We start from the raw sequence: 26,008 nt of genomic DNA on the forward strand, positions 1-26,008 counted from the left end.
CGGAAATCGAGAAATTCGGGCTCGGCGCCAGCGTCACATATCCCTGCAGCACTGGCGTGCCCAGGAAGTTGTAGGGGTTCTGCGGCGACCCGGTCGGATATCCGAAGGCTTTCGAGCCGAGAATCGGAAACGTATATTCGCCGGCCTCGAAGGTGAATTGAACCAGCCCCGAGGTTTTTTGAATATTGATCAGGGCATTGGCGAGGCCGGCGGAGACGTTCTGCGGATTCTGGTTGAACAGATTGCCGGTGCTGTTGGTATAGGCGGCGCCGTAGCCGTCGACCGCGGCGGTGATGCTGTATTGGCCGAGCGATCCAAGATTGTATTTGATCGGCACCGGCCCGTTCATGGCGAATACCGGTCCGGTTGCAAGGGCTGCAAGCACCAGACCGGAACACGCCGTCGTTGCTATTTTCATAAACTTGATTTTCATCACGACCCCCTGTTGTTTCTCTATTGCAGACGTCTTTTTACGCGATCTATTGTACTTTTTTATCTAGTTAACGTATATCTTTAATTATGCAATATTTATGTACCGTGAATTATTTTCCAACTAATCTCATGGTTCTGTAACAACTTCCTGATTTACCAAAATTTTACGACAACAATGATGCACCGTCGCTGCGCTCGCCGCCTAGATAGGCCGTCTGGATTTCCGACGACCCAAGTAATGTATCAGCCTCTCCGGTGAGCACGATCCGCCCGACCTCAAGCACATAGCCACGATCGGCGAGTTTTAACGCCATTCGGGCATTCTGTTCAACCAACAAGACAGTGACGCCAGTACGCGCGATTTGACGCAAACTGCGAAAAATCGCCTGCACGATGATCGGCGCTAGTCCTAGGCTCGGCTCGTCCAAAAGCAGCAGCCGTGGCTTTGCCATAAGGGCTCGGCCGATCGCGAGCATCTGCTGTTCGCCGCCCGACAGCGTACCCGCAAATTGCCCGCGCCGTTCAGCAAGACGAGGAAACATCGACATCACGAAGTCGAGCGAACCGGCAATCTCGCCATGTGGCCGGGTGAATCCCCCGAGCCTGAGATTTTCTAGGACAGTCAGCGTGCCGAACACGCGCCGCCCCTCCGGCGACTGTGCAATTCCACGCCGAACTATCCGGTCCGCCCCAAGTTTCGTGATCCCCACGCCATCGAAGTGGATCGTTCCGCTGCGTGGTAAGAGTAGACCAGAAATGGTGCGCATCAGCGTCGTCTTTCCTGCACCATTGGCACCCAAAATCGCGATGATTTCTCGCTTTGAGACGGTGAGTGAAATTCCTTTCAGTGCCTCGATCTGCCCATAGTTCACTCGCAGATCGGCGATGTCGAGCAGACTCACGTCACATTCTCCGCCTCGTTCTCATCGCGGCCGAGATATGCCTCGATCACCTGCGGATTCGAACGAATCGCAGCCGCATTGCCTTCTGCGATCTTGCGGCCGAAATTGATCACCACAATGTGATCAGTGACGTTCATTACCACGTTCATGTCGTGCTCGACCAAAAGCACCGTAATCCCCGAATCACGGATGCCAAAAATCGTACGATTGAGTGCGCTCGATTCCGCATCGTTCAGCCCGGCCGCGGGCTCATCGAGAATGACGAGCTTCGGCTCGGCGGCCAGCGTACGCGCAAGTTCCACACGCCGCTGCACGCCATAGGGTAGCGAGGTCGCTGGCTCGTTCGCGAAACGATCAAGATCGAGCTTACAGAGAATTTCATGGGTTCGTTCAGCAAGCGCTGTTTCCTCGCGACGCTGCGCCGGAAGGCTGAGCATGCCCTGCCACCAATACTGTTGCGCGCGCAAATGACCGCCGGCACGGACATTCTCGAACACCGACATCGCAGGAAACAGCCTGATTGTCTGGAAGGTTCGCATGATTCCTGCCCGTGCGATGGCATGTGGCTGCCAACCGGTAATTTCCTGTCCCTGGAAACAGACTTTCCCTTTAGTCGGCCGGTAAACACCGGTGATCATGTTGAAGACCGTCGTCTTGCCCGCACCGTTAGGACCGATCAGTGCAACTATGTGTCCTTTCTCAACAGCGAAGGAGAGATCGTCCACAGCGTGCAATCCGCCAAAGCTGATGCCCGCCCCCTGCAATTCTAGGAGCGCGCTCATGCCCGTACGCTCCGCTGTGGCCACAATCCTTGCGGTCGCAGAACCATCACGGCGATCATCGCGAAACCGAAGATCAGGTAGCGATACTGAGCGAAGTCTCTGAAGATTTGTGGTAAAATGAACATCAGTGCGGTGCCAAGCAGAACGCCTGGAATCGAGCCTTGTCCACCGACGATCACGATCGCGAACAGGGTAACAGATTCTGTGAAGACAAAGGAACTCGGGCTGACCGTGGAAATCTGGACAGCGAACAGCGTGCCGGCCAGGCCCGCAAGGCCGGCACCAATCGCGAACGCAAGCGTCTTCACCATACGCGAGTCGACGCCGAGGGTTGTTGATGCGAGTTCATCTTGTTTCAGGTAACGTAACGTGCGGCCAAATTCCGATGCGTCGAGATTCCGCATTAAGACGAGTACAATGCCGAGCACAACCCAGTCTAGCCAGAACATGGCACTCTGACTTGCAAGCTGAAATCCGAACAAAAATGGAACGCCAATGTCGGTAATACCGCCCGAGCCGCCCGTTATCCCACCCAAGTTGTTGCGCATAGCAAGAACAAAAATTGCGTTGAACCCGATTGTCGCAACCAAAAGATAATCGCCGCGCAACCGGATGAGCGGAGCTGCAAGCAGTGCACCCACGCCGGCGGAGACCAGAATCGCAAATGGGATCGTCGCGAAAATTGGCCAACCAAATGTGACGTTGAGGATTGCAGTAACGTAGGCGCCGATCCCAAAATAACCAGCATGACCCATATCGAACATGCCGGCGCGCCCGAGAATGATGTCTTCAGACAAAGCGACGATGCCATAGATCGCAAAGATCGCCGCGATCGAAATCCAGGCATTGTCGAAGAGCGCAGGAACGAACAAGCCGAGTACCCAGAGCCCGCCTGCAATGCGTCTGGCGCCTTTGAGTCCTATCCTGCGCGAAAACAACGTATCGCCCTTGATGCTGACTGACTGAGACAAGGGCTTCAGTTTCGCGTCCATCACACTTTCTCCGCGACGCGTTCGCCGAGCAAACCTGTTGGACGAACCAGAAGAATGGCGATCAGCAGAGCGAAGGTGATCGCATTCTGCCATGAGCTGGAGACGTAGCCGGCGGCGAAGGCGTTGAATAACCCGAGCAGGACGCCACCGAGCATCGCACCTGGAATATTGCCGATGCCGCCGAGGATCGCTGCAATGAACGCGTAGAGCCCATAGGTCCAGCCCATGGTGAAATAGGCTTCGCGGTAATAGATGCCGATGAACAAACCACCTACCGCACCAAGCGTGGGGCCGATTACGAACACGATGGCGATCACGCGGTTGACATTGATGCCCATCAATCTTGCGGCATCCTGATCGATCGCGGCAGCACGGATCGCGGTACCGAAGCGCGTGTGGTTGACGAAGAGGTAGAGCGCTGCCATCAGAAAGATAGAGGCGACGATGATCATCACCTGAACAAAGCTGATCGATGCGCCAGCGGCATGCCAAGTAATCCTTGGCAGCAAACCGGATGGAAACACGGCAACCTCCGGTCCCCAGATTAACATGATGCCATTTTCTATGAGTAGTGAAGCGCCCAATGCGGAGATCACTGCGGCCAGCCTATCCGCCTTGCGTAACGGACGATAGGCAACGAGCTCAAGTACTACCCCCGCTGCGGCGACCAAGACGATCGCCACAACGAAGGCGAGCAGGAGTAGAGCGGGACCAGGATGTCCACTCCCGGCTGTCGACGTCAACATTGTCAGGCCAATGAACGCGCCAAGGATGCAGAGATCGCCATGGGCGAAGTTGATCAGCCGCATCACGCCGTACACCATCGTATAGCCAAGCGCGATGAGGGCGTAGATGCCACCGACCGTGAGCCCATTAAAGACCTGTTGAATAAACGTTCCCATCGCGTTTCTTTCTATTTTTCTATCCCATTTATTTAAACTCCAGGGATAGGCAGTTTACCACATCAGCGATTTCATTACGATTTACATTATTGACTTAGCGAATCGGGTTGCGGAATTATCACACCGGTGTTGGTCTTGCTCATCCGGCTTTCGGTTTCGGATAGACAATCCTGTAGCTGCCATTACCTTGCACCTCGAAGGCCGTGAACGCAGTGCCGATCCGCTCGCCGCGGCGATTCCATGTGAAATCTCCCGTCAGGCCATCGAATTCTTTCATGTGATGAAGGTAGTTTTCTATTTTGGTCGGTTTCACGCCGTGCGTTTTCTCAATCGCCTGCATCACCGCACGCATGCCGTCCGCATTTGTCAGCGTGTAAATCGACGGCGGTAGCTCACGATATTTGGCCTTGTAGGACGCGAGAAATCGCTTAGCTGCCGGATAAGGAAGGTCTTGTGGAGCGGGCACATTAATGATGATTGCCCCCTTTGCCGCCGACCCGGCGATCTTCGCGAAGGCAACATTTTCGTTCGCATCGCCCCCCACGAACGTCGCCTTCATGCCGAGTTGCACCATTTGTGCCCGAATCAGCCCGCCTTCCGAATAATATCCGGAAAAGTAGATGACATCGGGATGCATCGATTTAAGTTTTGTCAAGATCGGCGTGAAATTCTGCGCGCTCGCGTTGATATAGGACTTGTCGACAATATCGCCATGATCGGCCTCCACGTTCTTGATCACGGCGACGGCAAGACCGGTTGCGTAACTGGAATGATCGGTCATCACCGCGATGTGCTTGAAATGTCGAACATCGACGAGGTAATGGGCGGTGAACTTCGCTTCGGCACTGTTCGGAGGAGCGTTGCCGAACCAGGTGTTATACCCTTTCTCGATCAGCTTGTTGGACGTTCCGTCTGAGGTCTGAATCACCTTGGCCCGCGCATAGATCGGCTCGGCGGCGAGTGCCGCGCCGCTGGTATAGGATCCGATCACTGCCACCACACCGTCATCCACCAACTGGCGTGCACAGATCGCCGCTTGCGAAGCTTTACCCTCATCGTCGCAGACCTTGACCTCGATCTTACGACCGATCAGGCCCCCCTTGGCGTTCTGCTCCTCGGCGAGCAGCTTCACTGCCTTCTCGATTCCCTGCCCTTCATCGGCATAGGCGCCGGTGATCGGCACCTGAACGCCGATCTTGATTGATGGTACCGCCGCGTTTGCATTTCTTCCAAATGTCAACAGCACCATACCGGATATAACGCCAATCATGAGTTTACTATTCAGCATTGTTTCAACTCCCTTTGTTATGATGTTGAAGGTTCGGTAATGCTGGAAGCTCTCCGTGCCAAGCGGCTACTCCCATGCGATATCCGTTCAATTGAAGCCAATGGCTCGCCGTTTCCACCCGGCTGCCGGAAGTCCGGCTCGATTTCGTGCCGCAAATCGTCCAGGGTAGCCTGGATGTGTCCGGACATTAGTTTTTCGACCAAGGGAGCATCACGTCCAAGCCAAGCGTCGAGAATGTCGGCATGTTCTGCATTCGCGCGCTGAATTCTCCCTGATGCCGCGAGGTGGTGCCGAACATAGCGTTCCGACACAATGTGCAGCCGTTCGATGATCTGGCCTGTAAGATCACGACCCGCAGATGCGACCAGCGCTTTGTGGAAGGCACGATGCAGTGACCCGATGTCGCTCAATTGCCGCGATATAGCCTTGCTCAGCGCCGCAAGGTTTCGGATCGCCGCCCTCCTGTCTGCCTCGTTGGCTGTCATAGCCCCGCGCGCTGCCGCTGCGGGTTCGATCGCCAGACGCAGATCGTACACTTCATAGGCTTCTGCCCTGGTCAGCGGACGAACGAAGAAGCCGCGATTAGGGATCGTATAGATCAGACCATCCTGTTGAATGCGACCCAGCGCTTCTCTGACTGGGATTTTGCTGATGCCCAGTTCCCCTGCAAGCACGTCTTGGCGGATCGGCGCACCAGCCGCAAGCCGACCAGTGTGGATATGATCGCGGACGATATCGACGATTCGATCGGCGGACAGTACAACGGGTTTAACCCGGCGCCCGAAAGCCACACGGTCCGCTGCGTCGATCCGGCTGCCCGCCTTAGACAACCTGAAACCCCTCCCAGAAACTATCCTTCCGATCAATCCAGATCGTGTTGAACCCCGTGGAAATTGCCGCGCCCTTGATCGTTGGAATTATGGCTGGTTGACCGCCTATCTCGGTTTCGGCTTCGACGGTCCCGATGAATCGGCTGCCGATATAGCTCTCATGGACGAACCGGTCGCCGACTTTCAGTCGCCCGGTCGCGACGAGATGGGCGAGTCTGGCAGAGGTTCCCGTGCCACAGGGAGAGCGATCGATCGCGCGGTCGCCGTAGAACACCGCGTTGCGGCCATCTGCGCCCGCACCTTTTGGCGCGTCAGCCCAGAGGACGTGACTCACGCCCCTGATCGTCGGGTCGAGCGGATGCACTGGTTCGATCGTCGCGCGAACTTGACGGCGGATTTCTCCACTATATTCGATTAGTCGTGCTGCGCCGATGACATCGATTCCCTTATATCGCCCCTGCGGCTCGATGATCGCATAGTAGTTGCCGCCAAAGGCGATGTCGACCGATAGCGGCCCAAGTTCCGGCAACTCGACCTTGACTCCCCGCGCCGCTAAGAAAGCCGGTACATTACGGATCGTGACAGCGGCGACTCTGTCCCCCTCGATCGTGTATGCCGCCTCCACGATCCCTGCCGGCACTTCGAGTCGCACGACGCCGGGGCGCTGCGGCTGAATCAGCCCGTGCTCCAGCCCGAAAGTGACAAGACCAATTGTGCCGTGACCGCACATCGGCAGGCAGCCGCTTGTCTCGATAAAGAGAATACCGGTATCGGTATCCTCACGGGTTGGCGGATAAAGGAATCCACCGGACATCATATCGTGGCCGCGCGGCTCAAAGCATAGCCCCGTGCGGATCCAGTCGAACCGCGCCAAAAAATCCTGCCGTCGCTCGGACATTGAGTTCCCGCGCAGCAGAGGCGCGCCACCGACGACGAGGCGAACCGGATTTCCGGCCGTATGGCCGTCAATACAGAAGAAGGCGTGCCGCCCCAGGCTCATGCGGGAATGACCTGTTCGACGTCCTGCCGGCCGAGCGGGCTGGTGACGGCGGCGCGCCGCACCATCTCGATCACCTCTGCCCTACGCTCGCCAGTCAACGTGAGGCGCGGCAGTCGGACTCGTTCCGAACCGCGTCCCATCATCTGTTCGGCGAGTTTGATCGACTGCACCAGGTCATGTTCGGCGTCGAGATGGAGCAGCGGCATGAACCAGCGATAGATCTTCCGTGCCTCATCGAGGTCGCCGGCGCGAATTGCCGCGACCAACCGAACCGATTCGCGCGGAAAGGCGTTCGTCAGGCCGGAAACCCAGCCGCACGCGCCCAGTAACAACCCTTCGAACGCCAGGTCATCGAGCCCAGCGAAAATTTCGAAGCGATTACCGAAACTGTTATGCAGATCGGTGAAGCGGCGCGAATCTGGCACACTTTCTTTGATCGCCACAATCGTCTCGATGTGAGAAACTGCCTCGAGCACCTCGACGCCGATATTGATCCGATACGCAGGCGGATTGTTGTAGAGCATGATCGGCAGCGACGAGGCGCTCGCCACTGTCTTGAAATGTACGATCAATTCCTCGGTGCGAGGCACATAGACCATGGGGGGCAGCAGCATCAGCCCATCGACGCCGACTTTCTCAGCGGCACGGGCGCTATCGGCCGCTCGGCGAGCGTCAAACTCGGAAATGCCAGCGATCACCGGCACTCGGCCGGCCACTGCCTCGCAGGTAGCCTCAAGCACGCGAAGCTTCTCGTCCGTATCGAGCGAGTTGTTCTCTCCCACTGTCCCCAGGACGACAAGCCCGTCGATGCCGTCGTTAATAAGGTCGTCTTGCATGCGCTGTGTTGCACGGAGATCCAGGGACATGTCCGGGGCGAATTGCGTGGTCGTCGCAGGCAATATGCCGTGCCAGCTAGTTGCCATGATATTTCTCCTCGTCTATTAGATCGTATACGTATACGATTTCTGGAGGTAAGGCAAGGGTGGGTGTTAAACAACCAGACCGGACCGTACTGATCGTAGGCGGCGGCATCATTGGTCTGTGCTGCGCACTGCGGCTGCAGCAGGCCGGTTACGCCACAACGATCGTAGATCCCGGCGACTTCAACCTGTCGGCTTCGCGCGGCAATGCCGGGCATATCGCGATCGAACAGATCGAACCCCTAGCCTCGCGCGCAGCGATCCGTAGTACCGTCGGCCGGTTCGCGCTCGGACGAGGCTCACTGTCGCTACCGCTGCGCGATATCGGGGAATGGGCGCCATTCGCCTGGAAACTCATCCGGGCGGCGAATCCATCGCAATTCGAGGCTGGCAAGGTCATCCTTCGCTGCCTGCTGGCGAAGGCGATTTCGGGTTGGCGCAGGCTAGCGCTGGACATTGCCGCACCCGATCTCTTGTTGGAACGCGGGCATGTCATAGTCTGGCAGGATGCCCGGCGCGCAGCACGCGATATTGCCGCATGGCAGCGGACGGACACCGGAACAGCGCGGTCCCATCCAGCGCGTCCGGCCGAACGGGCGGTCATGGCCAAGGCGTTAGGTGTTGAATTGGCAGCCGCTTTGATCTTCGAGAACACAGGCCAGGTCGCCGACCTAGACCGGCTCTTTCGGATGTTGGGTGCAGCTTGGCGCGCCGGCGGCGGACGGATGATCAAGGTTACCGTTCGCCGCATGACAATCGCAGAAGGTTTGGCGAAACTCACCCTCGACGACGGTAGAGAAATCGTTCCTGAGACGATCCTTCTCACCGCCGGCGTGGCCTCAGGCCGGCTCCTCGGCGATCTCGGTCGCCCCGTACCGCTGATCGCTGAACGTGGCTACCACATTCAATCGGAGCATCACGACTGGCCCGCGGATATGCCGCCTGTCGTGTTCCAGGAACGTTCGATCATCATCACGCGGTTCGAAGCCGGATTACGAGTGGCTGGATTTGTGGAGTTCGGCCGCCCAGATTCACCGCCAGATGCCCGTAAATGGGCGCGGCTGCAGCGCCACGCTACCGAGTTGTCCTTGCCATTGCACGCGCCCCTGACACGCTGGATGGGCGCACGACCGACCCTGCCCGACTATATCCCCGCCATCGGCCGAGCCAGCTTCGCACGGAACCTCGTTTACGCCTTCGGTCACCAACATCTGGGCGTCACGTTGGCGCCAGTCACTGCGGATATCGTATGCCACATCGTCGATGGCTCGGCCGATCCACAATCCATCGCCAGCCTTAGCCTCGAGCGATTCGCGGCGACAAAAACCTGATATCGAAAATATGGAAATGTGTACCTCCAAAATCATCCATGTCGTTAGCTGCCACGCCGAGGGCGAGGTCGGCGATGTCATCGTCTGCGGCGTCGCGCCGCCAGCGGGTGAGTCTATATGGGAGCAGTCACGATTCATCGCTGCGGACGAGACGCCGCGCAACTTCATGCTCATCGAACCCCGAGGCGGCGCGTTCCGCCAGGTCAACCTCCTTGTCCCGCCTAAAAATACTGCGGCGCAGATGGATTGGGTTATCACAAAACCTGCGGCCACGCCGCCAATGTCTGGCTCGAATTCGATCTGCGTGTCGACTCTGTCCCGCTCGACACGGGTTCGATATAAAGGGTGGTGACGCCTAGCCGCCCGCATCATTGACGGACGGGGATAGGGCGATAAATTCCGGCCAGTTATTGAGATCGGATGTGCTCTGGTGATGCTCAATGAACAGATCGTCGAGCACGTCGATCGCATCAAACGACCGAAACCACCGAAACGGCATCATGGCCAGGCATTTGCGGCTGAATTCGTCGATGACGTTCAGCATCCCGTATTCCTGCCATTACTGGGTCTGATCCTCGCCGATCTTTCTCCGCACCCACATCAAGCATTTTATCAAAAAACTCAAAAATAGTTGCCATTTTCTAATCCTCCAAAGCCACGTGAAGGCCGAGATTCAAGCTTTCAAATCGTCGGTTCACAAGATAGATACTATAAATTATCCCAGCCAGAATGACGGCCAGCGTTGTTAAACCAAAGTAGTTGTATGGCGTCGGCTGTCCCGGCTCAACAGTAGAGTATAATGGAACTAAATAAATTAAGCAGCCGAGAATTGGAAAAACAAGATGAAATAGTACAGAAAAATGATCTTTATGATTCCTAATAAAATATACAGGGAGGGCTAAATTAACAATCACAAAAATTATAATTAATGGTATCGTACCCAATGTTCCCGTCCAATTAAAAGCGTTGATCGGACCAAAAATCAATCCAATGACGACAGCAACCCCTAAGGCACCAATTGAAATTAACAGCAAAGCAGCATAAGGTGTACGATATGTTTCATGAACATTTGAAAGATTTTTGAATAATACGCCTTCTTTTGATAAATTATAGAGCACACGAGCCGCAGCATTTATTGCAACCAGAACAAGTGATAACGTACTTGTCAGACCAGCCACATAAAAAAGCCATACATATGGTCCAAGAGCATATTTTGCTACGCTAATCATTGGATATGTGGCGTGAGTTAAAATGTGATTGTCAAATTTGGATCCAATAATCGTAGCGTAAACACAAAACACATATAGTATAGTAGCCAGCGTGATGGCCGAAAATACTGCAACTCGAATCGAATGATGAGGTTTGTGCGCCTCTTCTGCCATGGTGGCAGCATTGCTAGAGCCAATAAACGGATAGATGGCCAACGGAAACGCTAAACCAACGCCTTTGAAATTAGAAAATAACTTACCAAAACTAAACGGAGACAATGAAATATAATTCACATGGCTGAAAATCATAAAGCCAGAACCTATTAAGAGGACAATAACCTCAAAGACAAATAATGAAATTGCAATACGGGACGATAGAGTGACGCCACTAATGCAAAGCCACGTCCCGATACCTACAAATACAACCATCAAAATTAACCAATTGGTATTAACGCCAAGAATTTCCTTTATTGTAAATTGCGTCCAAGTGCCAACAACAAGAAAAACAGAAGCGATAAGTAAAATCCATGCAAATAAATACATAATACCGACGGTAATTCCAACATGGTTGCCGAAAGAACGTGAGATAAAACAAGTATACGAACCAGCGCTAGGGCACTTCCGTGAAAACTCGGCGGTTGTATTGACATGAAAAAAAGTAGCAACGCCAGCTAATAAAAATAGAAGTGGGGCACCAAAGCCAACACCAGCAACGACTAACCCCAAAGTAGTAAAAAGACTGTATGCTGGAGCCATATTGGCAAAGGACAGTCCGGATAGTTGCCAAACGCCCAGCGACCCCTTTTTAAGTTTATGATGTGTTGCAACTGTTGCCAAGTTTCGTGCATCCATGGTGTTTCTCCATTTGACCGTTCTTTCTGATCATTTATTGTGGCCAGTGAAGGGAGCCTGAACAGTTTTTTATTTTATCTCTTTGCCAGAGATTGTAGGACAATAAGGCAAAAGCTGAGACCTTGATGCGTATGCTTACATTTTTGCGGGCAGATTTTTCAATCCTTTACCGGAGTTGTATCGTGCAGCATGATAGGCGCCGAATAATTGCTTGGCAGCCCAGTCATGGATAGATCTTGGATTTTCCATAATGCCTAATGGTGACAACAAGTGGCATCGGAGTGGCGCCGGCTGGCTCGATTGATATCAGGAGGCAGGTCAAGTGCAGGATTTTGATCGAAAAAGCCGCTCGGCATGAGAGTGAATCCTGCACTAATACAAGGCTGTACGGGAAAATCTTCAGTACGTGGCAAATGGTGTAGTCCTAATACGTGCCATAGGACGATTTCGGCATCAGCTATTGGCCGGTTTTGGGCGATGAAATCCTCTATTCCGCCGCGGCCATCAGAATGATTCATGAATTCGCCGGCCGGATAACGCTCGTCAGGATTGAAAGCCGTCACCCAGAGATGATTTTTAATAAACCCGGACCGCCGCGCCGACGGCGAGTCTGATGCCAAGAATGGTGTAATCGTATGAGTGGGTTCAAGTCGGTAGCCGACTGGCTTACCAACATGGTTGACCACGTGGGGGTTTATGATTTTCCAGTATCTTTGCCGCGCTGGATCGGCGCGTCGCGCCCCCTCGATTTCGGTTCGAAGAGTCCGTTCGGTCACAAAAAAGGCATTACCGTAAGGATTCGCGGGGCCGGTGGGCACCGCTTCAGTGTCGCACTCGAGAACGCTGTTCCGTTCCCCGTCGATTGCCATGTCGAGCCGAGCACAGAATATATGTTGGTGAACGTGGCCTTCAACGCCTGGCGCAACCTCGGCCCCAAAGCGTGATGGGCGCCCAGGAATACAGGCCGTTGTGTTAATGATTCCCGTAGCTTTCATCTCGAATTCGATCGAGCCGTCCTGCCGGAAGTACCAATAGGTTGCGTACTCATAGTTGCCGACAGTGCAGATACAGGAAATCACGAGTCGGCGGCCGCGCCGGATCTCCGCGCGGTCGGTACGGAAATCCCAATGCTTCCAGAGAATGCCAGAATCTTCCTCATGGATGCAGATTGCATTTTCGATTGTGTAGACGTTACCCGTCATCGTGTTCAGATGCGCGTCGAGATATGCTATGTGACCGAGGCAGTCACAGCCGAGCTTGAGCGAATTAGCTAACTTGCCAAGACCATATTCACCGATGTCAAACACGTTCTTGCGGACATGTCCCGGCTCCGGGGAACCATAGGGTACTACCATCTCAGCGAGCGATGCGCGGTGGATCACGCTTCGGCCATCGTAGCGAATGTCATGCAGTGTGATGGCCTCACGTGCGTTAAACCCGATGACTAGAGACCATTTATCCCAGGCAATTGAATTGCCCTCAAGGTTGAAGCTTGGCCCCTCAGTCTGTACCACATCGAGTGGTTTCAATGGCTTACGGAAATCCTCACGAAATTGCGACTCGTAGTTGAACTCCGCCATTGGTATTGGCAAACTACAATGGTCGTCGACCCGCAATACGCGACCCGCTTTGATGTCGACAACCGCGTTTAATCCGGCGATCGGATGAGCGTAGAGGTTATCATTCTGACGGGTCCGTAGCCAGCAGAAGGTGTGCGACAGAAGCCGGCCTTCTTCACCCTCTATATTGAAATTTCCACCAGACCACGGGTCAACACAGACAAGGCTCATGTCGGTGATGCCGCGCCGTGCACAGGCGGCGATGAAATCTGGATCACTGCGAACAATGTTCTCAATCGCCATGAACTGTTCGAGTTGGATCATTGGCTGTGCACCTGGCACGAAGTACTTGCTGTCGATCCGCATGGAACTCAGAGTGACGGTAAGGCGCCACACTCCAGCTTCATCATTGCGGAACACATTGACGCGCGCCGCACGAGGAGGAAGCTCGGCACCATTGCACCAAATTCGTAGAGCTGCTTTCGACGGTTCGAGCAATTCGATCATCTCGAACATAATCCCTGGGCCGAAATCAGGACTGGCACGCACGGCAGCAACGACGGTTTGAATTTCTGCAGGAGTCAGCGGATCCAGTGGGTGCAGAACAGATGATTCGGCCTTTGGTTGGGATGTTTCTGTCTTGATCGGGTGGGACGTGACATCATCCATCATCTTTCTCCGCTAGCTGGCTTCGCGCATGATCCAGAACAAAATTCCATCACAATAAACCATTGATGGTTCACTATTATACAGCATCTCTAAACGAGACATTTGACATTTGCCGTCAAATTTAGCCGCCATTTCTTGCGCCAGCACATTCCGCTGGTGCAAACGCCCGATTCCGAGGCTGACCGCATATTCGTAAAAATTTATTCGTTGGCGGGGCGGCATAATGGCGCGCTTCCCTTGACCAAATCCCGCGCTGGCCACCATCATGCGGGCAACATAAGGAGGACCCAATGCCCCAGGTCAATCTGACGGTGAACGGCAAGGCGGCGACGGCCACGGTCGAATCGCGCACCCTTCTGGTGGAGCTGCTGCGCGATTATCTGCATCTCACCGGAACCCATATCGGCTGCGATACCAGCCAGTGCGGCGCCTGCGTCGTTTCGGTCGACGGCAAATCGGTGAAATCCTGCTCGATGCTGGCGGTGCAGGCCGAGGGTGCGACGGTGCTCACCATCGAGGGGCTGGCGGCGGCGGACGGCACGCTGCACCCGATGCAGGAGATGTTCCGCGAGCATCACGCGCTGCAATGCGGCTATTGCACGCCGGGCATGGTGATGAGCGCGATCGATCTGGTCGAAAGCCACCCGGACGGGCTGACCGAGCAGCAGATCCGCGACGGGCTGGACGGCAATATCTGCCGCTGCACCGGCTATCACAACATCGTCAAGGCGATCGCCGCCGCATGGCCGCTGATGCACGGCAGGCAACTGCCGCAAGCCGCCGAATAGATCGATCCAAAAAAACAAAGACTCCCGCGCCGGTATCGTCCAGAGCGGGAGCGGAAATATCGGGAGAATATCCATGAACGACATCATCAAGGGCGGAATCGGCGATTCCGTGAGGCGCACGGAGGATCATCGGTTCCTGTCCGGCCACGGCCACTATACCGACGACATGAATCGCCCCGGCCAGGCCCATGCGTACTTCAAGCGGTCGGACGTGGCGCACGGGGTGATCAGGTCGATCGACACGTCGGCGGCGGCATCGATGCCCGGCGTGGTCGCGATCTTCACCGGCGAGGATTTCGCCCGCGACAATATCGGCGGCGTGCCTTGCGGCTGGCAGATCCACAGCAAGGATGGCTCCCCGATGATCGAGCCGCCGCACCCCGTGCTGGCGCAGGGCAAGGTGCGTTACGTGGGTGATGCGATCGCCATGGTGATCGCCGAAACCAGGCAGCAGGCGAAGGACGCCGCCGAGGCGCTGGTCATCGACATCGACAGCCTGCCGGCGGTCGCCGATCTGCGCGCCGCCGCCGCACCCGATGCGCCGCTGGTGCATGACGATGCCAAGGGCAATGTGTGTTTCGACTGGCATATCGGCGACAAGGACGCGGTCGATGCCGCGTTCGCCCAGGCGCACAAGGTCGCGACAATCGACCTCGTCAACAACCGGCTGATCCCGAACCCGATGGAGCCGCGCGCCGCGATCGGCGAATACGATCTTTCGTCGGGCGAATACACGCTCTATACCACCAGCCAGAACCCGCACGTGATCCGCCTGCTGATGGGCGCCTTCGTGCTGCACATCCCCGAGCACAAATTGCGCGTGGTCGCCCCCGATGTCGGCGGCGGTTTCGGGTCGAAGATTTTCCATTATATCGAGGAAGCGGCGGTCACCTGGGCGGCGGCGCAAGTGCATTGCCCGGTGAAATGGACCTGCGAGCGCGGCGAAGCCTTCATCACCGACGCGCATGGCCGCGACCACGTGACCCATGCCGAACTGGCGCTGGCCGAGGACGGCAAGTTCCTCGCCCTGCGGGTCAGGACGATGGCGAATATGGGGGCGTATCTTTCGACTTTCGCGCCCTCGGTGCCGACCTATCTGCACGCGACATTGCTTGCCGGCGTCTATACCACGCCCGCGATCTATGCCGAGGTGAAGGCGATGTTCACCAATACCGTGCCGGTCGATGCCTATCGCGGCGCGGGACGGCCGGAGGCGACATTCCTGCTGGAGCGCATCGTCGATGTCGCGGCGAAGGAACTGGGGATGGACCGCATCGCGATCCGCCGGCGCAACTTCATCCCGGCCGATGCCTACCCGTATCAGACGCCGGTTGCCCTGCAATATGACAGCGGCAATCACGAAGCCACCCTCGCCAAGGCGATGGACCATGCCGGCTGGGCCGGGTTCGAGCAGCGCCGGGCGGAGGCCAAATCGCGCGGCAAGCTGCGCGGCATCGGCGTCTCGACCTATCTCGAAGCCTGCGGCATCGCGCCCTCGGCGGTAGCCGGTGCGCTGGGCGCGCGCGCCGGGCTTTACGAGGTCGCGAACGTTCGCGTCCACCCGACCGGATCGGTCACGGTGTTCACCGGCACCCACAGCCACGGCCAGGGCCATGAGACCACCTTCGCCCAACTGGTCGCCGACCAGCTCGGCGTGCCGTTCGAGGCCGTCGAGGTGGTGCATGGCGACACCGCGAAAATTCCGTTCGGCATGGGCACCTATGGCAGCCGTTCGCTCGCCGTGGGCGGTTCGGCGATGGTCAAGGCGATGGATAAAATCATCGCCAAGGGCAAGAAAATCGCCGCCCACCTGATGGAAGCCTCGACCGACGACATCGAGTTCAAGGAGGGCAAGTTCACCGTCGCCGGCACCGACAAATCCAAAGCCTTCGCCGAGATCGCGCTGACCGCCTATGTGCCGCACAACTACCCGATCGAGGAAATCGAGCCGGGCCTCGACGAAACCGCGTTCTACGACCCGAAAAACTTCACCTTCCCCGGCGGCTGCCATATCGCCGAGGTCGAGATCGACCCCGAAACCGGCGTGGTTTCGCTGCTCAACTTCACCGCGGTCGACGATATCGGCCGGGTGATCAACCCGATGATCGTGCATGGCCAGGTGCATGGCGGCGTCGCCCAGGGCATCGGCCAGGCGCTGCTGGAACACGCGATCTATGACGAGACCGGGCAGTTATTGTCCGGCTCGCTGATGGACTACACCATGCCGCGCGCCGATGACCTGCCGAATATCCGTGTCGGCACCGAATCCACCATGTGCACCCACAACCCGCTCGGGGCCAAGGGGGTGGGCGAGGTGGGTGCCATCGGCAGCCCGCCCGCGGTGATCAACGCGGTGGTCGATGCGCTGCGCGACTACGACGTGACCCATATCGACATGCCGGCGACAGCGCAGAAAATCTGGTCGATCATCCAGGGCGCCGGGCCGCGCATGGCCGCCGAATAAGCAGGAGACAGAGCGATGTACGAATTCGAGTATCAGAAACCCGGCTCGGTCGCCGATGCGGTCAAGGCGTTGGGCGACCCGGACGCCAAGGCGCTCGCCGGCGGCATGACCTTCATCCCGGTGCTCAAGCAGCGGCTCGCGAAACCCTCTGCCGTCGTCGATCTCGCCGGGTTGGGTCTGACGGGTATCCGCCGCGAGGGCGATGCGATCGTGATCGGCGCGATGACCACCCATCGCGAGGTGGCCAACTCCGCGGAGGTCGCGCGCGCGATCCCCGCGCTTGTGTATCTGGCCAGCCATATCGGCGACCGGCAGGTGCGCTACCGCGGCACGATCGGCGGCTCGCTCGCCAATAACGACCCGTCGGCCTGCTACCCCGCGGCGGTGCTCGCACTGGGGGCGACGATCAAGACCACCAAACGCAGCATCAAGGCCGCCGACTATTTCCAGGGCATGTTCACCACGGCGCTGGAGCCGGACGAGCTGATCACCGAGGTCTCGTTCCCGATCCCGGAAAAGGCGGCCTATGAGAAATTCCCCAACCCCGCCTCGCGCTACGCGATGGTCGGCGTGTTCGTCGCCAGGACCGCGCAGGGCGTGCGCGTCGCGGTGACCGGTGCCGGCACTGACGGTGTGTTCCGTCACACCGCGATGGAAGCGGCGCTGGGCAAATCCTTCAGCGCGGACGCGATCAAGGACGTGACCACGCCCGAGAGCACCATGAGCAGCGACATCCATGCGAGTGCGGCCTATCGCGCGCATCTGGTCGGCGTGATGGCGCGCCGCGCGGTCGCCGCCTGCGGATGAATTTCTGCTCCAATCGTTGAGGTGCAGGGGCGGCGCAACCCGCCTCTGTTTCGTGAAATGATCATTCACCTCAACGGCTGGCCCGGCGTCGGCAAGAAAACCATCGGAACGATTCTGGCCGATGCTCTCGATGCCCGTTTCATCGATAATCATTGTCTGCACGATCCCGCGCTCGCCTGCGCCGGCTTCCACGATCCCGCGTGTTGGCCGCTTTATGAAACCGTGCGCGATGCGGCCTATGCGGTGCTGCGGGACCGGCCAGCCGGAGAGATTTTCGTCATAACCAATGCGCTGACAACGAGGAGCGACCGGGAACTCCATTCATGGCGGCTCGTGGTTGAACTCGCAATGGCGCGTGCCGTACCCTTGGTGCCGGTCATTCTGACCGCCGAGCGCGATGAATTGTTGCGCCGCGTCGCATCGCCGGACCGGAATCCGCGCAAACTGACCGATCCGGCCACGTTGTCGGGCTATCTGGAAAAATTGCATATCCAGCATCCGCTCGTTCCAGAAACGCTTGTCCTGGATGTCACCGATCTGGAACCGCAGCGTGCAACCACTGTCATCCAGACTCATCTCAGCGACGTCGGTGCAAGCCTTCGCCCGGCCACGGTTGCGCATCTGACGCTGCAATGACCATCGACGACCTTCTGTGCGCAAACCGCTCGGTTGCGGATCATTGACTCCATTTCTCCTGAGTGTGTATTGTGCGCATGATGAAGAGCGCGGATATCATCCGGGAGTTGCAGGCGGCCGGGTGGTTTCTGGATCGGGTTCGCGGCTCGCACCACGTCTTCAAGCATCAGGATCGGCCCGGTCACGTGGTGGTGCCTCACCCGAAAAAGGATTTCGGCGCCGGTCTGGTTGCCGCGATCCGCAAACAGGCCGGCCTTTAGGAAATCAAACGACGATGCGTTACCCGATTGCGATTGAAGCTGGCACCGACACTGCGGCCTTTGGGGTCGTTGTGCCCGATCTACCCGGCTGCTTCTCTGCCGGCGGCACCTTGGATGAGGCCATGGCTGGCGCCGAGGAAGCCGCTGCCGCCTGGATCGATGCCGCCCTGGACGCCGGTCAGGCTGTTCCGGCGCCGTCCGATCTCGATAGCATCCGCCGCAACCCCGATTATGCGGGATGGCTGTTCGGTGTGATTACCCTTGACCCGAGCGTGCTCGATGACACCACCGAACGGGTCAACATCACGCTGCCGCGCCGGGTGCTGAAACGTCTCGATGCCCTGGCGCGCGCCGCCGGCGAGAGCCGCTCCGGCTATATCGCGCATCTGACTTTGGAAGAGCCGCGTCACCGGCGCGGATTTGCCGGGCGCTGAAGTCGGCGGCGCCGCGGATCGACCTTCATCCTGATCCCGCTTAACCGCGCGGCTTGCCATCATGCGGGCCGAGCGGCCGTTCCGGCCAATCCACCCAGCGGTCCTCGCGGGTCGCTTCGTAAGCCTCGTTGAGCGGATAGCGGATGCGGTTTTCGTCCTTGTTCGCCTCGCCGATCACCAGCAGCCGGACCTCCTGAGCGGTATTGTTCAAAAATGTGTGGCAGATGCCGGTGCCGGCCGGAAACCCGACCGAATCGCCGGGCGAAAGCCGGTGCAGATTGCCGTCGATCCAGACATCGGGCGTGCCTTCCAGCACGAAGATGAACTCCTCCTCGGCGCTTTCGGCGTGCGGGTAGGAGGTGCGCCGGCCGGGCGGCAGGCGTTCGTGGTGAATGCCGATGCGGGTCAGACCGAGCTTGCGGCCGAGCGGCGCGCCGACCGACATCAATTCGGTGTCGCCGGGATAAGCGTTAAAATGGCCGTCGTCCGGGTCTTCAAGGCTGGTCCAGTGGCGGATGCAATCGGGGCGGGACATAGCGGATTCCTCTGTTGCGGCATCGATTGTCCCATTTTGCCACAGATCCCGAATCTGCGCTCGTTTTAACTTGCGCGGGGGGATATCCTCCGTATTCTGCATCCATCCTTGCCGCGCGCGAGGACAACGGCGAGGAAATCGCCGGCTACTAACCTTACAAGGAGTTGAAACCATGTGGACCAAGCCGAAACTCGTCGAAATCGCGGTGGGCACCGAAATCAACGCCTATGCCTGCGCGGAACTCGGCTGACTCACCGATAGGCGCCGGGGTCCGATCTTCCCCCTGACCCCGGCGGATTTTTGCTTCCCATGAAGCTGATCGTTCTCGGTGCGGCCGCGGGCGGCGGTTTTCCGCAATGGAATTGCGCCTGCGAAAACTGCGCCCGCGCCCGCCGGGGTGAGCCGGCCACTCGGCCGCGTACCCAGGCCGGCATCGCCGTCAGTGCGAATGGCGTGGATTGGGTGCTGTTCAATGCCTCGCCCGATCTGCGCGCGCAGATCGCCGCGACCCCGGCATTGCATCCGCGCGCGGGCCGGCGCGACAGCCCGATCGGCGCCGTGGCGTTGACCGGCGGCGATGTCGATTTCATCGCCGGACTTCTCGATCTGCGCGAGGGCCAATCTTTCGGTCTTTATGCGGGTCGGCGCATTCTCGATCTTCTCGGCGCCAACCAGATCTTTCGCGTTCTTGATGCCGATCTGGTGCCGCGCCGTACCCTCGACCTCGATACGCAAACTAGCCTGAAAGACGGCTCCGGGAGCGATCTCGGATTGACCGTGGAAGCGTTCGCGGTACCCGGAAAAGTAGCTCTTTATGCGGAAGATCAGGCGCGCGCCGATTTCGGTTCGGCGGAAGGCGATACGATCGGACTGAAAATCAGCGCGGCAGATGGTGCGTCGTTCTTCTACATCCCCGCCTGTGCCGGCGTCTCCGACGATCTCGCGTGGCGCCTGCGCGGTGCGCCCCTCGTGCTGTTCGACGGCACGCTCTGGCGTGACGACGAGATGATCGCCCTCGGTCTGTCGGCAAAAACCGGCGCGCGCATGGGCCATGTCAGCGTCAGCGGCGAACGGGGTTCGATCGCGGCCTTCGCCGATCTCGGCGTCGCGCGCAAGGTTTTCGTTCACGTCAACAACAGCAATCCGATGATCCTCGATGATTCGCCCGAACGCGCGGTGGCCGAGCGGGCCGGCTGGATCGTGGCGCAGGACGGGATGGAGTTCACCCTATGACCACGCTGATGAGTGCCGGTGAACTGGAAACGGCGCTTCGCGATCTTGGCGCGGCGCGCTACCATAACCGTCACCCGTTTCATCGGATGCTGCATGGCGGCAAGCTGAATAAGCGGCAGGTGCAGGCCTGGGCGCTGAACCGCTATTGTTATCAGGCGCATATTCCAATCAAGGATGCGAGCCTGATCGCCCGGATCGACGATCCAGATTTACGCAGGCAATGGCGGCAACGTCTGGTCGATCACGACGGCACGCAGAAAGGCGACGGCGGCATCGCGCGCTGGATTGCGCTAACCGACGGTCTGGATCTCGACCGCGCGCTGGTCGTCTCGATGCGTGCCGCCCTGCCGGCAACGCGGTTCGCCGTGCAGGCCTATGTGCAGTTCGTGCGCGAAAAACCGCTACTCGAAGCCATTGCCTCGTCGCTCACCGAATTGTTCTCGCCCAATATCATCAGCGAGCGGGTTTCCGGCATGTTGTCGCATTACGATTTCATCACGCCGGAAACCCTGGCCTATTTCAACGCGCGGCTCGACCAGGCGCCGCGCGACGCCGATTTCGCGCTCGACTACGTCAAACGCCACGCCCGCACGCCGGAACAGCAAAGTGCCGTGATCGCCGCTCTCGGCTTCAAATGCGATGTGCTCTGGGCGCAGCTCGACGCGCTGCACCACGCCTATGTCAACCCTGGTCTGATCCCGCCGGGCGCGCTGGGTCATGACGGCGTCTGGCCATGACCCTCACCGATGCCAGCGTGCCGGCACTCGCCCGCCATGTCCGGCTGCGCTTCGATGCGGCGCGCAACTGCCATGTTCTGCTCGCCCCCGAGCGCGTCATCATGCCGGATGCGATCGCGGTGGCGATCCTGGAATGCTGCGACGGTGCGGCCACCATCGGCGCGATCGCCGATGCGCTTGCCACGCGCTACGCCGCCCCGCGCGACGCCGTGCTCACCGATTGCCTCGACATGCTCAACGATCTTGCCGGAAAAGGCATGGTGACGGCATGACAAAATTGGAACCGCCGCTCGCGATGCTGATGGAACTGACGCATCGCTGTCCGCTCAAATGCCCCTATTGCTCGAACCCGCTCGCCCTCGATCGCGCGCGTGACGAACTCGATACCGCGACCTGGAAGCGGGTGATTTCCGAAGCCGCGTCACTTGGCGTGTTGCAGGTCCATTTTTCCGGCGGCGAACCGATGGTGCGGAACGACCTGCCCGATCTGGTGCGTCACGCGCGCGCCGAGGGTCTCTACACCAATCTGATCACCTCGGCCGTATTGCTCAACGCATCGCGGATGGCGGTCCTGGCCGAGGCCGGATTGGACCATGTGCAGATCAGCTTTCAGGGTGCGGAGCAAAAAATCGCCGATCATGTCGCCGGATTTCGCGACGCCCATGCGAAAAAGCTCGCCGCCGTAAGGCGGGTGCGCGAAGCGGGTCTTGCGCTCACGCTGAACGCGGTGATGCACCGTCAGAATCTGCGTCAACTAACGGAAATGATCGGCCTCGCGGTCGAAGTCGGCGCGCAGCGGATCGAAATCGCCCATGTGCAGTATTACGGCTGGGCCTTGAAGAACCGCGCGGCGCTGATCCCGACGCGCGCGCAACTCGCCGAAGCCACAGCTATCGTCGAGGCCGCGCGCACTCGCCTCGCCGGCAAACTCACCATCGATTACGTCGTCCCGGATTACTACGCGTCGCGTCCGAAGGCCTGCATGGGCGGCTGGGCGCGACGGTTCTTCAACATCACACCCTCGGGCAAAATGCTGCCCTGCCACGCGGCGGAAAGCCTGACGCATCTTATCTTCGAGCGCGTCACCGAGCGCGGCGTCGCCGATATCTGGGCGAGTTCCCCGGCCTTCGAGGCGTATCGCGGCACCGCCTGGATGGCGCCACCCTGTCAGGGCTGCGCGCGCGCCGAAATCGACTGGGGCGGCTGCCGCTGCCAGGCGCTCGCGCTGGCGGGCGATGCGGCGGCGACCGATCCGGCCTGCGGTCTCTCGCCCCATCACGAAGCCATGGTCGCATTGGCGGAGGCGGAGAGCGCCGCCGGTATCGAAGAATTCGCCTACCGGATGATTTCGTAAAGCGCCACCGCCGCCGCCGCCGACACGTTCAGGCTCTCCATCCCGCCCGGCATGGCGAGCGAGACCAGTTCGTCGCAGGTTTCGCGGGTCAGCCGCCGCAGCCCTTCGCCCTCGGCGCCCAGCACCAGGGCGGCGCGTCGCCCGGCGAGCGACGAGCCGGACAATCGGGTGGCACCACCGGCATCGAGACCCATCACCCAGAGATCAGCCGCCTTCAGCGCGATCAGCGCGCGCGCGATGTTCACCGTCCGCAGCAGCGGGATCCGCTCCAGCGCGCCGGACGCCGCCTTGGCGAGCGCGCCACCCTCCTCGGGAGCGTTGCGCTCCTGCGCGATCACCAGGGCCGCGCCGAACGCCTGCGCCGAGCGCAGAATCGCCCCCACATTGCGCGGATCGGTGATCTGATCGAGCACCAGAACCGGGCCGGGACGCTTCAGCGCGTCCGCGAGCGTGGGGGACGCCAGCGGATCGGTCTGCAGCGCCGCGCCCTGATGCACGATGCCGCGCCCGAGCATCTGATCGAGCCGGTCCCGATCGATCCGCTCGGCCGGAATCGCCCAAGGCTTCGGCAGGCGCGCGGCGAGGGCGGCTTCGGCCTCCTCGGTCAGCACCAGTCGGCGAAGCCGCCGCGCCGGGTTGACGAGAGCCGCTTCCACCGGATGAATCCCGTAAAGCCACAGGCCGGAAGCCGGTGCTGCTCGCCGGTCGCGGTGATCCGGCCTAGGCCCATGGCCCTGCGGGCGATGCGGTTTGCCGCCTTGGCGGTGCGGATCGCGGTGTTCCATGCGGTGCTCTCTACTGCGCCAGACATAGCGTTGACAACGCTGGCCCGATCGCAGAATACGGGCGGTGGAGGGGTGCCCGAGTGGCTAAAGGGGGCGGACTGTAAATCCGCTGGCGCACGCCTACGTTGGTTCGAATCCAACCCCCTCCACCATTCTCATAATCTGTTGATTTTATGGACTTTCCTTGTGGCCATTCTGGCAATGTACACGGGATTGTATCCATGCATGGGCGGCATCTGACGCGGAACGGCAGCGCCTGGGTTTTCCAGATGCGGGTGCCACGCGCGTACGATTTTATGGAGTGGTTGACACATCTGAGAATTACAATCGGTCCTGTGGATAAACGCACCGCGCAAGGTGTGGCCCGGGTTCTTTCCCTGTCGGCTCATCGTGCGCTCGGCGAAGCGCAGGACAGACTGATGATGGCCGGAACCGGGAATGATGATGCCCTGAATAAGCGTGAGGCGGTCCGCCGTGATGTGTATGACCGCATCGGGCAGGATTTACAGCAGATCATGCCGGCCTTCGCGGCGCTGGATGAGGGGCTACCGGATCTCCAATCGACCCCGCAGGACCGGGCGCGAACGATCTATGGCCTGCTGACCGCCCTGGGCGAACTCCCCGCTTCGAAAGCGAGGGTCACTCCACCCGATTGGGATGAGCGCGCGGCGGAACCGCCTTCGGCGGCGGACTGGGCAAAACTCAGGCGCACCATCGGTTTGCCGCCAGCGCCGGACACCACGGAAGCCAAGCTCGACCAGATCATGGCCACCGTCAGGCGGCTTGAGAACCGGGGACTACGGGAACTTCCGGCGGCTTCGTCCGGGCCGGTCATCGCACCGGCCATTGCATCCGCCAGCCGGGCGCCCTTGTTCAGCAAGGCCGCCGATTCATACCATGAGCGGCTGCGCGCGACCCACGGCGATCATTATGACGAACTCAAATACATTCGTCATCGTAAGCAGGTCTTTCTCGCGATCTGCGGGGACCGGCCGGTGGATCGGTACACCTCGGACGATTTGCAGCACTTCATCAACCGCGTGAGGTTTCTGCCGCCCAACCATTCGAAGCAGAAGAACTTCACGATCGCGACGATCGACCGGTTGATCGACGCACAGGAGGCGTCCGGTCAGCCGGGCCTGTCGGAAAGCACGCTGGTCAACAACTACCTGGGCAAGGTCAAGACGATCCTGCGCCATGGCTGTGCGAGTGTCGCGGTGCCCTTCGCCCTGGAAAAGGCACGGATCATCATCCCGAAAGGCGTGCCGAAGGCCAGGCAGAAATTCCTGCCGGCCCATGACGACATGAATCGGATTTTCCGGATCGGCGTGGAGTCGGGCCTGCTTGCGGATACCATGTTGCCCCTGCTCGGGTTCCTCACGGGCAGACGGTTGGGGCTGATGGTCTTCCTGCACGGGGGCGATATCCGCCAGGAACACGGATGCTGGATCGTCACGCCGCGCAGCCATGTCGAGGTCAATGGCCAACTGATGCCGGTACCGATCAAGACCAGCGAAAGCCTCGGGGCCTATGTACTGCACGATTTTCTTGCGGAAATCGGGTTTGTGGACTGGGTTCGTGCCCGTCCGCGGTTCGTGTTCGAGGCTCTGCACGAGACACAGGATCCGGCGGATACCGCATCGAAGCGATTGGCCCGGTTGTTCCGCTCGGCCGGTCTCGATCCCGAAACCCACAAGGCGTTCCATGGACTGCGCCATCTGAAGATCGCCGAATCCCGCGATGCCGGAATCGATGCGCGCACGACGCGGCTTCAGGTCGGTCATGAACTGGGCAGCGTTCACGACCGCTATGGCGGAACGACGATGCGGCCGTCGGAGATGCAGCTGCTCGCCCGGGCGGCATTGCCTACCGATATCGACTGGTCGGTGTTCCGCAATCTGGATTACGATCGTCTGGCCCTTGCCCGCCCGCATCGCGGGGTCAGGCGCGCCGGAAACGGCGGCGCTGTCCAATGATGACGACGATCATGACATCGGGTTTGACAATCGGGGGGATAGCCAGCCATGCGCGCGTATCCGCGCGCAGCCGGGCAAGGGGCTTCGCCCCCATGCACCCCCACCAGGGGCTACGGGATTCACGCATTTGACTGAGCCGCGATGATGAATCCTGTGGCCATGGAGGCGAAGCGTGCCCATCCGGCGCGCATGGTTTTTGGTCCTGGCGGCTTGTAGTAGCAGTTCCAGCCACCGAGGCGTGCGATGATCCAGGCGAGCCAGGCGAGGGATCGCGATGGGTGGGGATTTTTCTGTCGTGGTGTCTTGCCTTCGAGTGTGGGGCCAATGGCATC

27 protein-coding genes, 1 tRNA gene and 3 pseudogenes are annotated in these 26,008 nt (G+C 59.2%); 15 read left to right on the forward strand and 16 right to left on the reverse strand.

What is annotated here, in order from left to right:
- The 9 genes and pseudogenes from AiwAL_RS17005 to AiwAL_RS17045 all read right to left on the reverse strand — a co-directional run.
- Positions 1-433, reverse strand: a pseudogene (locus AiwAL_RS17005) (hypothetical protein); the annotation flags it as partial.
- Between the two features lie 163 nt (positions 434-596).
- Positions 597-1,328: an ABC transporter ATP-binding protein gene (locus tag AiwAL_RS17010; RefSeq protein WP_268920331.1), complete on the reverse strand. Its 732-nt coding sequence runs from the start codon at positions 1,326-1,328 to the stop codon at positions 597-599.
- Positions 1,329-1,330: 2 nt separating this feature from the next.
- A complete protein-coding gene (locus AiwAL_RS17015; protein ID WP_235705962.1) occupies positions 1,331-2,116 on the reverse strand; it encodes an ABC transporter ATP-binding protein in 786 nt (261 codons plus the stop codon).
- Positions 2,113-3,108 (reverse strand): branched-chain amino acid ABC transporter permease, encoded by a 996-nt coding sequence (locus AiwAL_RS17020; RefSeq protein ID WP_235705961.1) that lies wholly within the window; start codon positions 3,106-3,108, stop codon positions 2,113-2,115. The genes AiwAL_RS17015 and AiwAL_RS17020 overlap by 4 nt, the downstream gene beginning before the upstream one ends.
- Positions 3,108-4,010, reverse strand: coding sequence for a branched-chain amino acid ABC transporter permease (locus tag AiwAL_RS17025; protein WP_235705960.1), 903 nt, complete (start codon positions 4,008-4,010; stop codon positions 3,108-3,110). The genes AiwAL_RS17020 and AiwAL_RS17025 overlap by 1 nt, the downstream gene beginning before the upstream one ends.
- Positions 4,011-4,149: 139 nt before the next feature.
- Positions 4,150-5,298: a branched-chain amino acid ABC transporter substrate-binding protein gene (locus AiwAL_RS17030; RefSeq protein ID WP_262313137.1), complete on the reverse strand. Its 1,149-nt coding sequence runs from the start codon at positions 5,296-5,298 to the stop codon at positions 4,150-4,152.
- Between the two features lie 17 nt (positions 5,299-5,315).
- The gene (locus AiwAL_RS17035; RefSeq protein ID WP_235705958.1) at positions 5,316-6,128 is read right to left on the reverse strand and encodes a GntR family transcriptional regulator; all 813 of its coding nucleotides are present in this window, start codon (positions 6,126-6,128) and stop codon (positions 5,316-5,318) included.
- Entirely contained in the window at positions 6,121-7,128 is a 1,008-nt protein-coding gene (locus tag AiwAL_RS17040) for a 4-hydroxyproline epimerase (RefSeq protein ID WP_235705957.1), read from the reverse strand. Before AiwAL_RS17040 ends, AiwAL_RS17035 begins: the two co-directional genes overlap by 8 nt.
- Positions 7,125-8,051 (reverse strand): dihydrodipicolinate synthase family protein, encoded by a 927-nt coding sequence (locus AiwAL_RS17045; RefSeq protein ID WP_262313138.1) that lies wholly within the window; start codon positions 8,049-8,051, stop codon positions 7,125-7,127. The genes AiwAL_RS17040 and AiwAL_RS17045 overlap by 4 nt, the downstream gene beginning before the upstream one ends.
- Before the next feature lie 59 nt (positions 8,052-8,110).
- Between AiwAL_RS17045 and AiwAL_RS17050 the strand changes: the two genes are divergently transcribed.
- Both AiwAL_RS17050 and AiwAL_RS17055 read left to right on the forward strand, forming a co-directional pair.
- Positions 8,111-9,379: an FAD-binding oxidoreductase gene (locus AiwAL_RS17050; protein WP_262313139.1), complete on the forward strand. Its 1,269-nt coding sequence runs from the start codon at positions 8,111-8,113 to the stop codon at positions 9,377-9,379.
- A gap of 16 nt (positions 9,380-9,395) precedes the next feature.
- A pseudogene (locus tag AiwAL_RS17055) lies at positions 9,396-9,695 on the forward strand (proline racemase family protein); the annotation flags it as partial.
- A 39-nt stretch (positions 9,696-9,734) separates the two neighbouring features.
- Here the strand turns inward: AiwAL_RS17055 and AiwAL_RS17060 are convergent.
- From AiwAL_RS17060 to AiwAL_RS17075, 4 genes are all read right to left on the reverse strand, one after another.
- A complete protein-coding gene (locus AiwAL_RS17060) occupies positions 9,735-9,923 on the reverse strand; it encodes a hypothetical protein (RefSeq protein WP_235705954.1) in 189 nt (62 codons plus the stop codon).
- A 97-nt stretch (positions 9,924-10,020) separates the two neighbouring features.
- Positions 10,021-11,439: an APC family permease gene (locus AiwAL_RS17065; protein ID WP_235705953.1), complete on the reverse strand. Its 1,419-nt coding sequence runs from the start codon at positions 11,437-11,439 to the stop codon at positions 10,021-10,023.
- 254 nt (positions 11,440-11,693) lie between these two features.
- Positions 11,694-13,670, reverse strand: coding sequence for a primary-amine oxidase (locus AiwAL_RS17070; protein WP_316044797.1), 1,977 nt, complete (start codon positions 13,668-13,670; stop codon positions 11,694-11,696).
- A 9-nt stretch (positions 13,671-13,679) separates the two neighbouring features.
- On the reverse strand, positions 13,680-13,934 hold the full coding sequence (locus AiwAL_RS17075) for a hypothetical protein (protein ID WP_262313140.1): 255 nt from the start codon (positions 13,932-13,934) through the stop codon (positions 13,680-13,682).
- A gap of 23 nt (positions 13,935-13,957) precedes the next feature.
- Here AiwAL_RS17075 and AiwAL_RS17080 point away from each other — a divergent pair, with 23 nt between their 5' ends.
- The 6 genes from AiwAL_RS17080 (at position 13,958) to AiwAL_RS17105 (ending at position 19,056) form a co-directional block, all read left to right on the forward strand.
- A complete protein-coding gene (locus tag AiwAL_RS17080) occupies positions 13,958-14,455 on the forward strand; it encodes a (2Fe-2S)-binding protein (protein WP_235706214.1) in 498 nt (165 codons plus the stop codon).
- A gap of 73 nt (positions 14,456-14,528) precedes the next feature.
- The gene (locus tag AiwAL_RS17085; RefSeq protein WP_235706213.1) at positions 14,529-16,919 is read left to right on the forward strand and encodes a xanthine dehydrogenase family protein molybdopterin-binding subunit; all 2,391 of its coding nucleotides are present in this window, start codon (positions 14,529-14,531) and stop codon (positions 16,917-16,919) included.
- 15 nt (positions 16,920-16,934) lie between these two features.
- A complete protein-coding gene (locus AiwAL_RS17090; RefSeq protein ID WP_235706212.1) occupies positions 16,935-17,726 on the forward strand; it encodes a xanthine dehydrogenase family protein subunit M in 792 nt (263 codons plus the stop codon).
- A gap of 57 nt (positions 17,727-17,783) precedes the next feature.
- Positions 17,784-18,362, forward strand: coding sequence for a hypothetical protein (locus tag AiwAL_RS17095; protein WP_262313141.1), 579 nt, complete (start codon positions 17,784-17,786; stop codon positions 18,360-18,362).
- Between the two features lie 80 nt (positions 18,363-18,442).
- Positions 18,443-18,622, forward strand: coding sequence for a type II toxin-antitoxin system HicA family toxin (locus tag AiwAL_RS17100; protein ID WP_235706117.1), 180 nt, complete (start codon positions 18,443-18,445; stop codon positions 18,620-18,622).
- 14 nt (positions 18,623-18,636) lie between these two features.
- On the forward strand, positions 18,637-19,056 hold the full coding sequence (locus AiwAL_RS17105; protein ID WP_235706118.1) for a type II toxin-antitoxin system HicB family antitoxin: 420 nt from the start codon (positions 18,637-18,639) through the stop codon (positions 19,054-19,056).
- A 40-nt stretch (positions 19,057-19,096) separates the two neighbouring features.
- On the opposite strand, the gene AiwAL_RS17110 is transcribed toward AiwAL_RS17105, so the two are convergent.
- Complete coding sequence (locus AiwAL_RS17110) at positions 19,097-19,591, reverse strand: cupin domain-containing protein (protein WP_235706119.1); 495 nt, start codon at positions 19,589-19,591, stop codon at positions 19,097-19,099.
- Positions 19,592-19,763: 172 nt separating this feature from the next.
- Here AiwAL_RS17110 and pqqA point away from each other — a divergent pair, with 172 nt between their 5' ends.
- Genes pqqA through pqqE form a run of 5 tightly spaced genes read left to right on the forward strand, consistent with a single transcriptional unit; the run spans position 19,764 to position 22,915 of the window.
- Positions 19,764-19,841, forward strand: coding sequence for a pyrroloquinoline quinone precursor peptide PqqA (gene pqqA, locus AiwAL_RS17115; RefSeq protein ID WP_235706126.1), 78 nt, complete (start codon positions 19,764-19,766; stop codon positions 19,839-19,841).
- Between the two features lie 59 nt (positions 19,842-19,900).
- A complete protein-coding gene (gene pqqB / locus AiwAL_RS17120; RefSeq protein WP_235706120.1) occupies positions 19,901-20,824 on the forward strand; it encodes a pyrroloquinoline quinone biosynthesis protein PqqB in 924 nt (307 codons plus the stop codon).
- On the forward strand, positions 20,821-21,561 hold the full coding sequence (pqqC, locus tag AiwAL_RS17125; RefSeq protein ID WP_235706121.1) for a pyrroloquinoline-quinone synthase PqqC: 741 nt from the start codon (positions 20,821-20,823) through the stop codon (positions 21,559-21,561). Before pqqB ends, pqqC begins: the two co-directional genes overlap by 4 nt.
- The gene (gene pqqD, locus AiwAL_RS17130; RefSeq protein ID WP_235706122.1) at positions 21,558-21,833 is read left to right on the forward strand and encodes a pyrroloquinoline quinone biosynthesis peptide chaperone PqqD; all 276 of its coding nucleotides are present in this window, start codon (positions 21,558-21,560) and stop codon (positions 21,831-21,833) included. The genes pqqC and pqqD overlap by 4 nt, the downstream gene beginning before the upstream one ends.
- Positions 21,830-22,915: a pyrroloquinoline quinone biosynthesis protein PqqE gene (gene pqqE / locus AiwAL_RS17135; RefSeq protein ID WP_235706123.1), complete on the forward strand. Its 1,086-nt coding sequence runs from the start codon at positions 21,830-21,832 to the stop codon at positions 22,913-22,915. Before pqqD ends, pqqE begins: the two co-directional genes overlap by 4 nt.
- Here the strand turns inward: pqqE and rlmB are convergent.
- On the reverse strand, positions 22,897-23,700 hold the full coding sequence (gene rlmB, locus AiwAL_RS17140) for a 23S rRNA (guanosine(2251)-2'-O)-methyltransferase RlmB (protein WP_235706124.1): 804 nt from the start codon (positions 23,698-23,700) through the stop codon (positions 22,897-22,899). The genes pqqE and rlmB overlap by 19 nt on opposite strands.
- Before the next feature lie 66 nt (positions 23,701-23,766).
- Here rlmB and AiwAL_RS17145 point away from each other — a divergent pair.
- Both AiwAL_RS17145 and AiwAL_RS17150 read left to right on the forward strand, forming a co-directional pair.
- Positions 23,767-23,852 (forward strand) — tRNA-Tyr (locus AiwAL_RS17145).
- Between the two features lie 267 nt (positions 23,853-24,119).
- Positions 24,120-25,676, forward strand: coding sequence for a hypothetical protein (locus AiwAL_RS17150; protein ID WP_262313142.1), 1,557 nt, complete (start codon positions 24,120-24,122; stop codon positions 25,674-25,676).
- 119 nt (positions 25,677-25,795) lie between these two features.
- On the opposite strand, the pseudogene AiwAL_RS17155 reads toward AiwAL_RS17150, so the two are convergent.
- Positions 25,796-26,008, reverse strand: a pseudogene (locus AiwAL_RS17155) (transposase); the annotation flags it as partial.

It is taken from the genome of Acidiphilium sp. AL (assembly GCF_025499445.1).
Lineage (GTDB): Bacteria > Pseudomonadota > Alphaproteobacteria > Acetobacterales > Acetobacteraceae > Acidiphilium > Acidiphilium iwatense.

What these genes read in the sequence shown, in the direction of transcription:
- AiwAL_RS17015 (WP_235705962.1), bottom strand. Translation starts at nt 2,116, where the DNA reads ATGAGCGCGCTCCTAGAATTGCAGGGGGCGGGCATCAGCTTTGGCGGA.
- AiwAL_RS17020 (WP_235705961.1), bottom strand. Translation starts at nt 3,108, where the DNA reads ATGGACGCGAAACTGAAGCCCTTGTCTCAGTCAGTCAGCATCAAGGGC.
- AiwAL_RS17025 (WP_235705960.1), bottom strand. Translation starts at nt 4,010, where the DNA reads ATGGGAACGTTTATTCAACAGGTCTTTAATGGGCTCACGGTCGGTGGC.
- AiwAL_RS17030 (WP_262313137.1), bottom strand. Translation starts at nt 5,298, where the DNA reads ATGCTGAATAGTAAACTCATGATTGGCGTTATATCCGGTATGGTGCTG.
- AiwAL_RS17040 (WP_235705957.1), bottom strand. Translation starts at nt 7,128, where the DNA reads ATGAGCCTGGGGCGGCACGCCTTCTTCTGTATTGACGGCCATACGGCC.
- AiwAL_RS17045 (WP_262313138.1), bottom strand. Translation starts at nt 8,051, where the DNA reads ATGGCAACTAGCTGGCACGGCATATTGCCTGCGACGACCACGCAATTC.
- AiwAL_RS17060 (WP_235705954.1), bottom strand. Translation starts at nt 9,923, where the DNA reads ATGCTGAACGTCATCGACGAATTCAGCCGCAAATGCCTGGCCATGATG.
- AiwAL_RS17065 (WP_235705953.1), bottom strand. Translation starts at nt 11,439, where the DNA reads ATGGATGCACGAAACTTGGCAACAGTTGCAACACATCATAAACTTAAA.
- AiwAL_RS17070 (WP_316044797.1), bottom strand. Translation starts at nt 13,670, where the DNA reads ATGATGGATGATGTCACGTCCCACCCGATCAAGACAGAAACATCCCAA.
- AiwAL_RS17075 (WP_262313140.1), bottom strand. Translation starts at nt 13,934, where the DNA reads ATGATGGTGGCCAGCGCGGGATTTGGTCAAGGGAAGCGCGCCATTATG.
- AiwAL_RS17080 (WP_235706214.1), top strand. Translation starts at nt 13,958, where the DNA reads ATGCCCCAGGTCAATCTGACGGTGAACGGCAAGGCGGCGACGGCCACG.
- AiwAL_RS17085 (WP_235706213.1), top strand. Translation starts at nt 14,529, where the DNA reads ATGAACGACATCATCAAGGGCGGAATCGGCGATTCCGTGAGGCGCACG.
- AiwAL_RS17090 (WP_235706212.1), top strand. Translation starts at nt 16,935, where the DNA reads ATGTACGAATTCGAGTATCAGAAACCCGGCTCGGTCGCCGATGCGGTC.
- AiwAL_RS17095 (WP_262313141.1), top strand. Translation starts at nt 17,784, where the DNA reads ATGATCATTCACCTCAACGGCTGGCCCGGCGTCGGCAAGAAAACCATC.
- AiwAL_RS17100 (WP_235706117.1), top strand. Translation starts at nt 18,443, where the DNA reads ATGAAGAGCGCGGATATCATCCGGGAGTTGCAGGCGGCCGGGTGGTTT.
- AiwAL_RS17105 (WP_235706118.1), top strand. Translation starts at nt 18,637, where the DNA reads ATGCGTTACCCGATTGCGATTGAAGCTGGCACCGACACTGCGGCCTTT.
- AiwAL_RS17110 (WP_235706119.1), bottom strand. Translation starts at nt 19,591, where the DNA reads ATGTCCCGCCCCGATTGCATCCGCCACTGGACCAGCCTTGAAGACCCG.
- pqqA (WP_235706126.1), top strand. Translation starts at nt 19,764, where the DNA reads ATGTGGACCAAGCCGAAACTCGTCGAAATCGCGGTGGGCACCGAAATC.
- pqqB (WP_235706120.1), top strand. Translation starts at nt 19,901, where the DNA reads ATGAAGCTGATCGTTCTCGGTGCGGCCGCGGGCGGCGGTTTTCCGCAA.
- pqqC (WP_235706121.1), top strand. Translation starts at nt 20,821, where the DNA reads ATGACCACGCTGATGAGTGCCGGTGAACTGGAAACGGCGCTTCGCGAT.
- pqqD (WP_235706122.1), top strand. Translation starts at nt 21,558, where the DNA reads ATGACCCTCACCGATGCCAGCGTGCCGGCACTCGCCCGCCATGTCCGG.
- pqqE (WP_235706123.1), top strand. Translation starts at nt 21,830, where the DNA reads ATGACAAAATTGGAACCGCCGCTCGCGATGCTGATGGAACTGACGCAT.
- rlmB (WP_235706124.1), bottom strand. Translation starts at nt 23,700, where the DNA reads ATGGAACACCGCGATCCGCACCGCCAAGGCGGCAAACCGCATCGCCCG.
- AiwAL_RS17150 (WP_262313142.1), top strand. Translation starts at nt 24,120, where the DNA reads ATGATGGCCGGAACCGGGAATGATGATGCCCTGAATAAGCGTGAGGCG.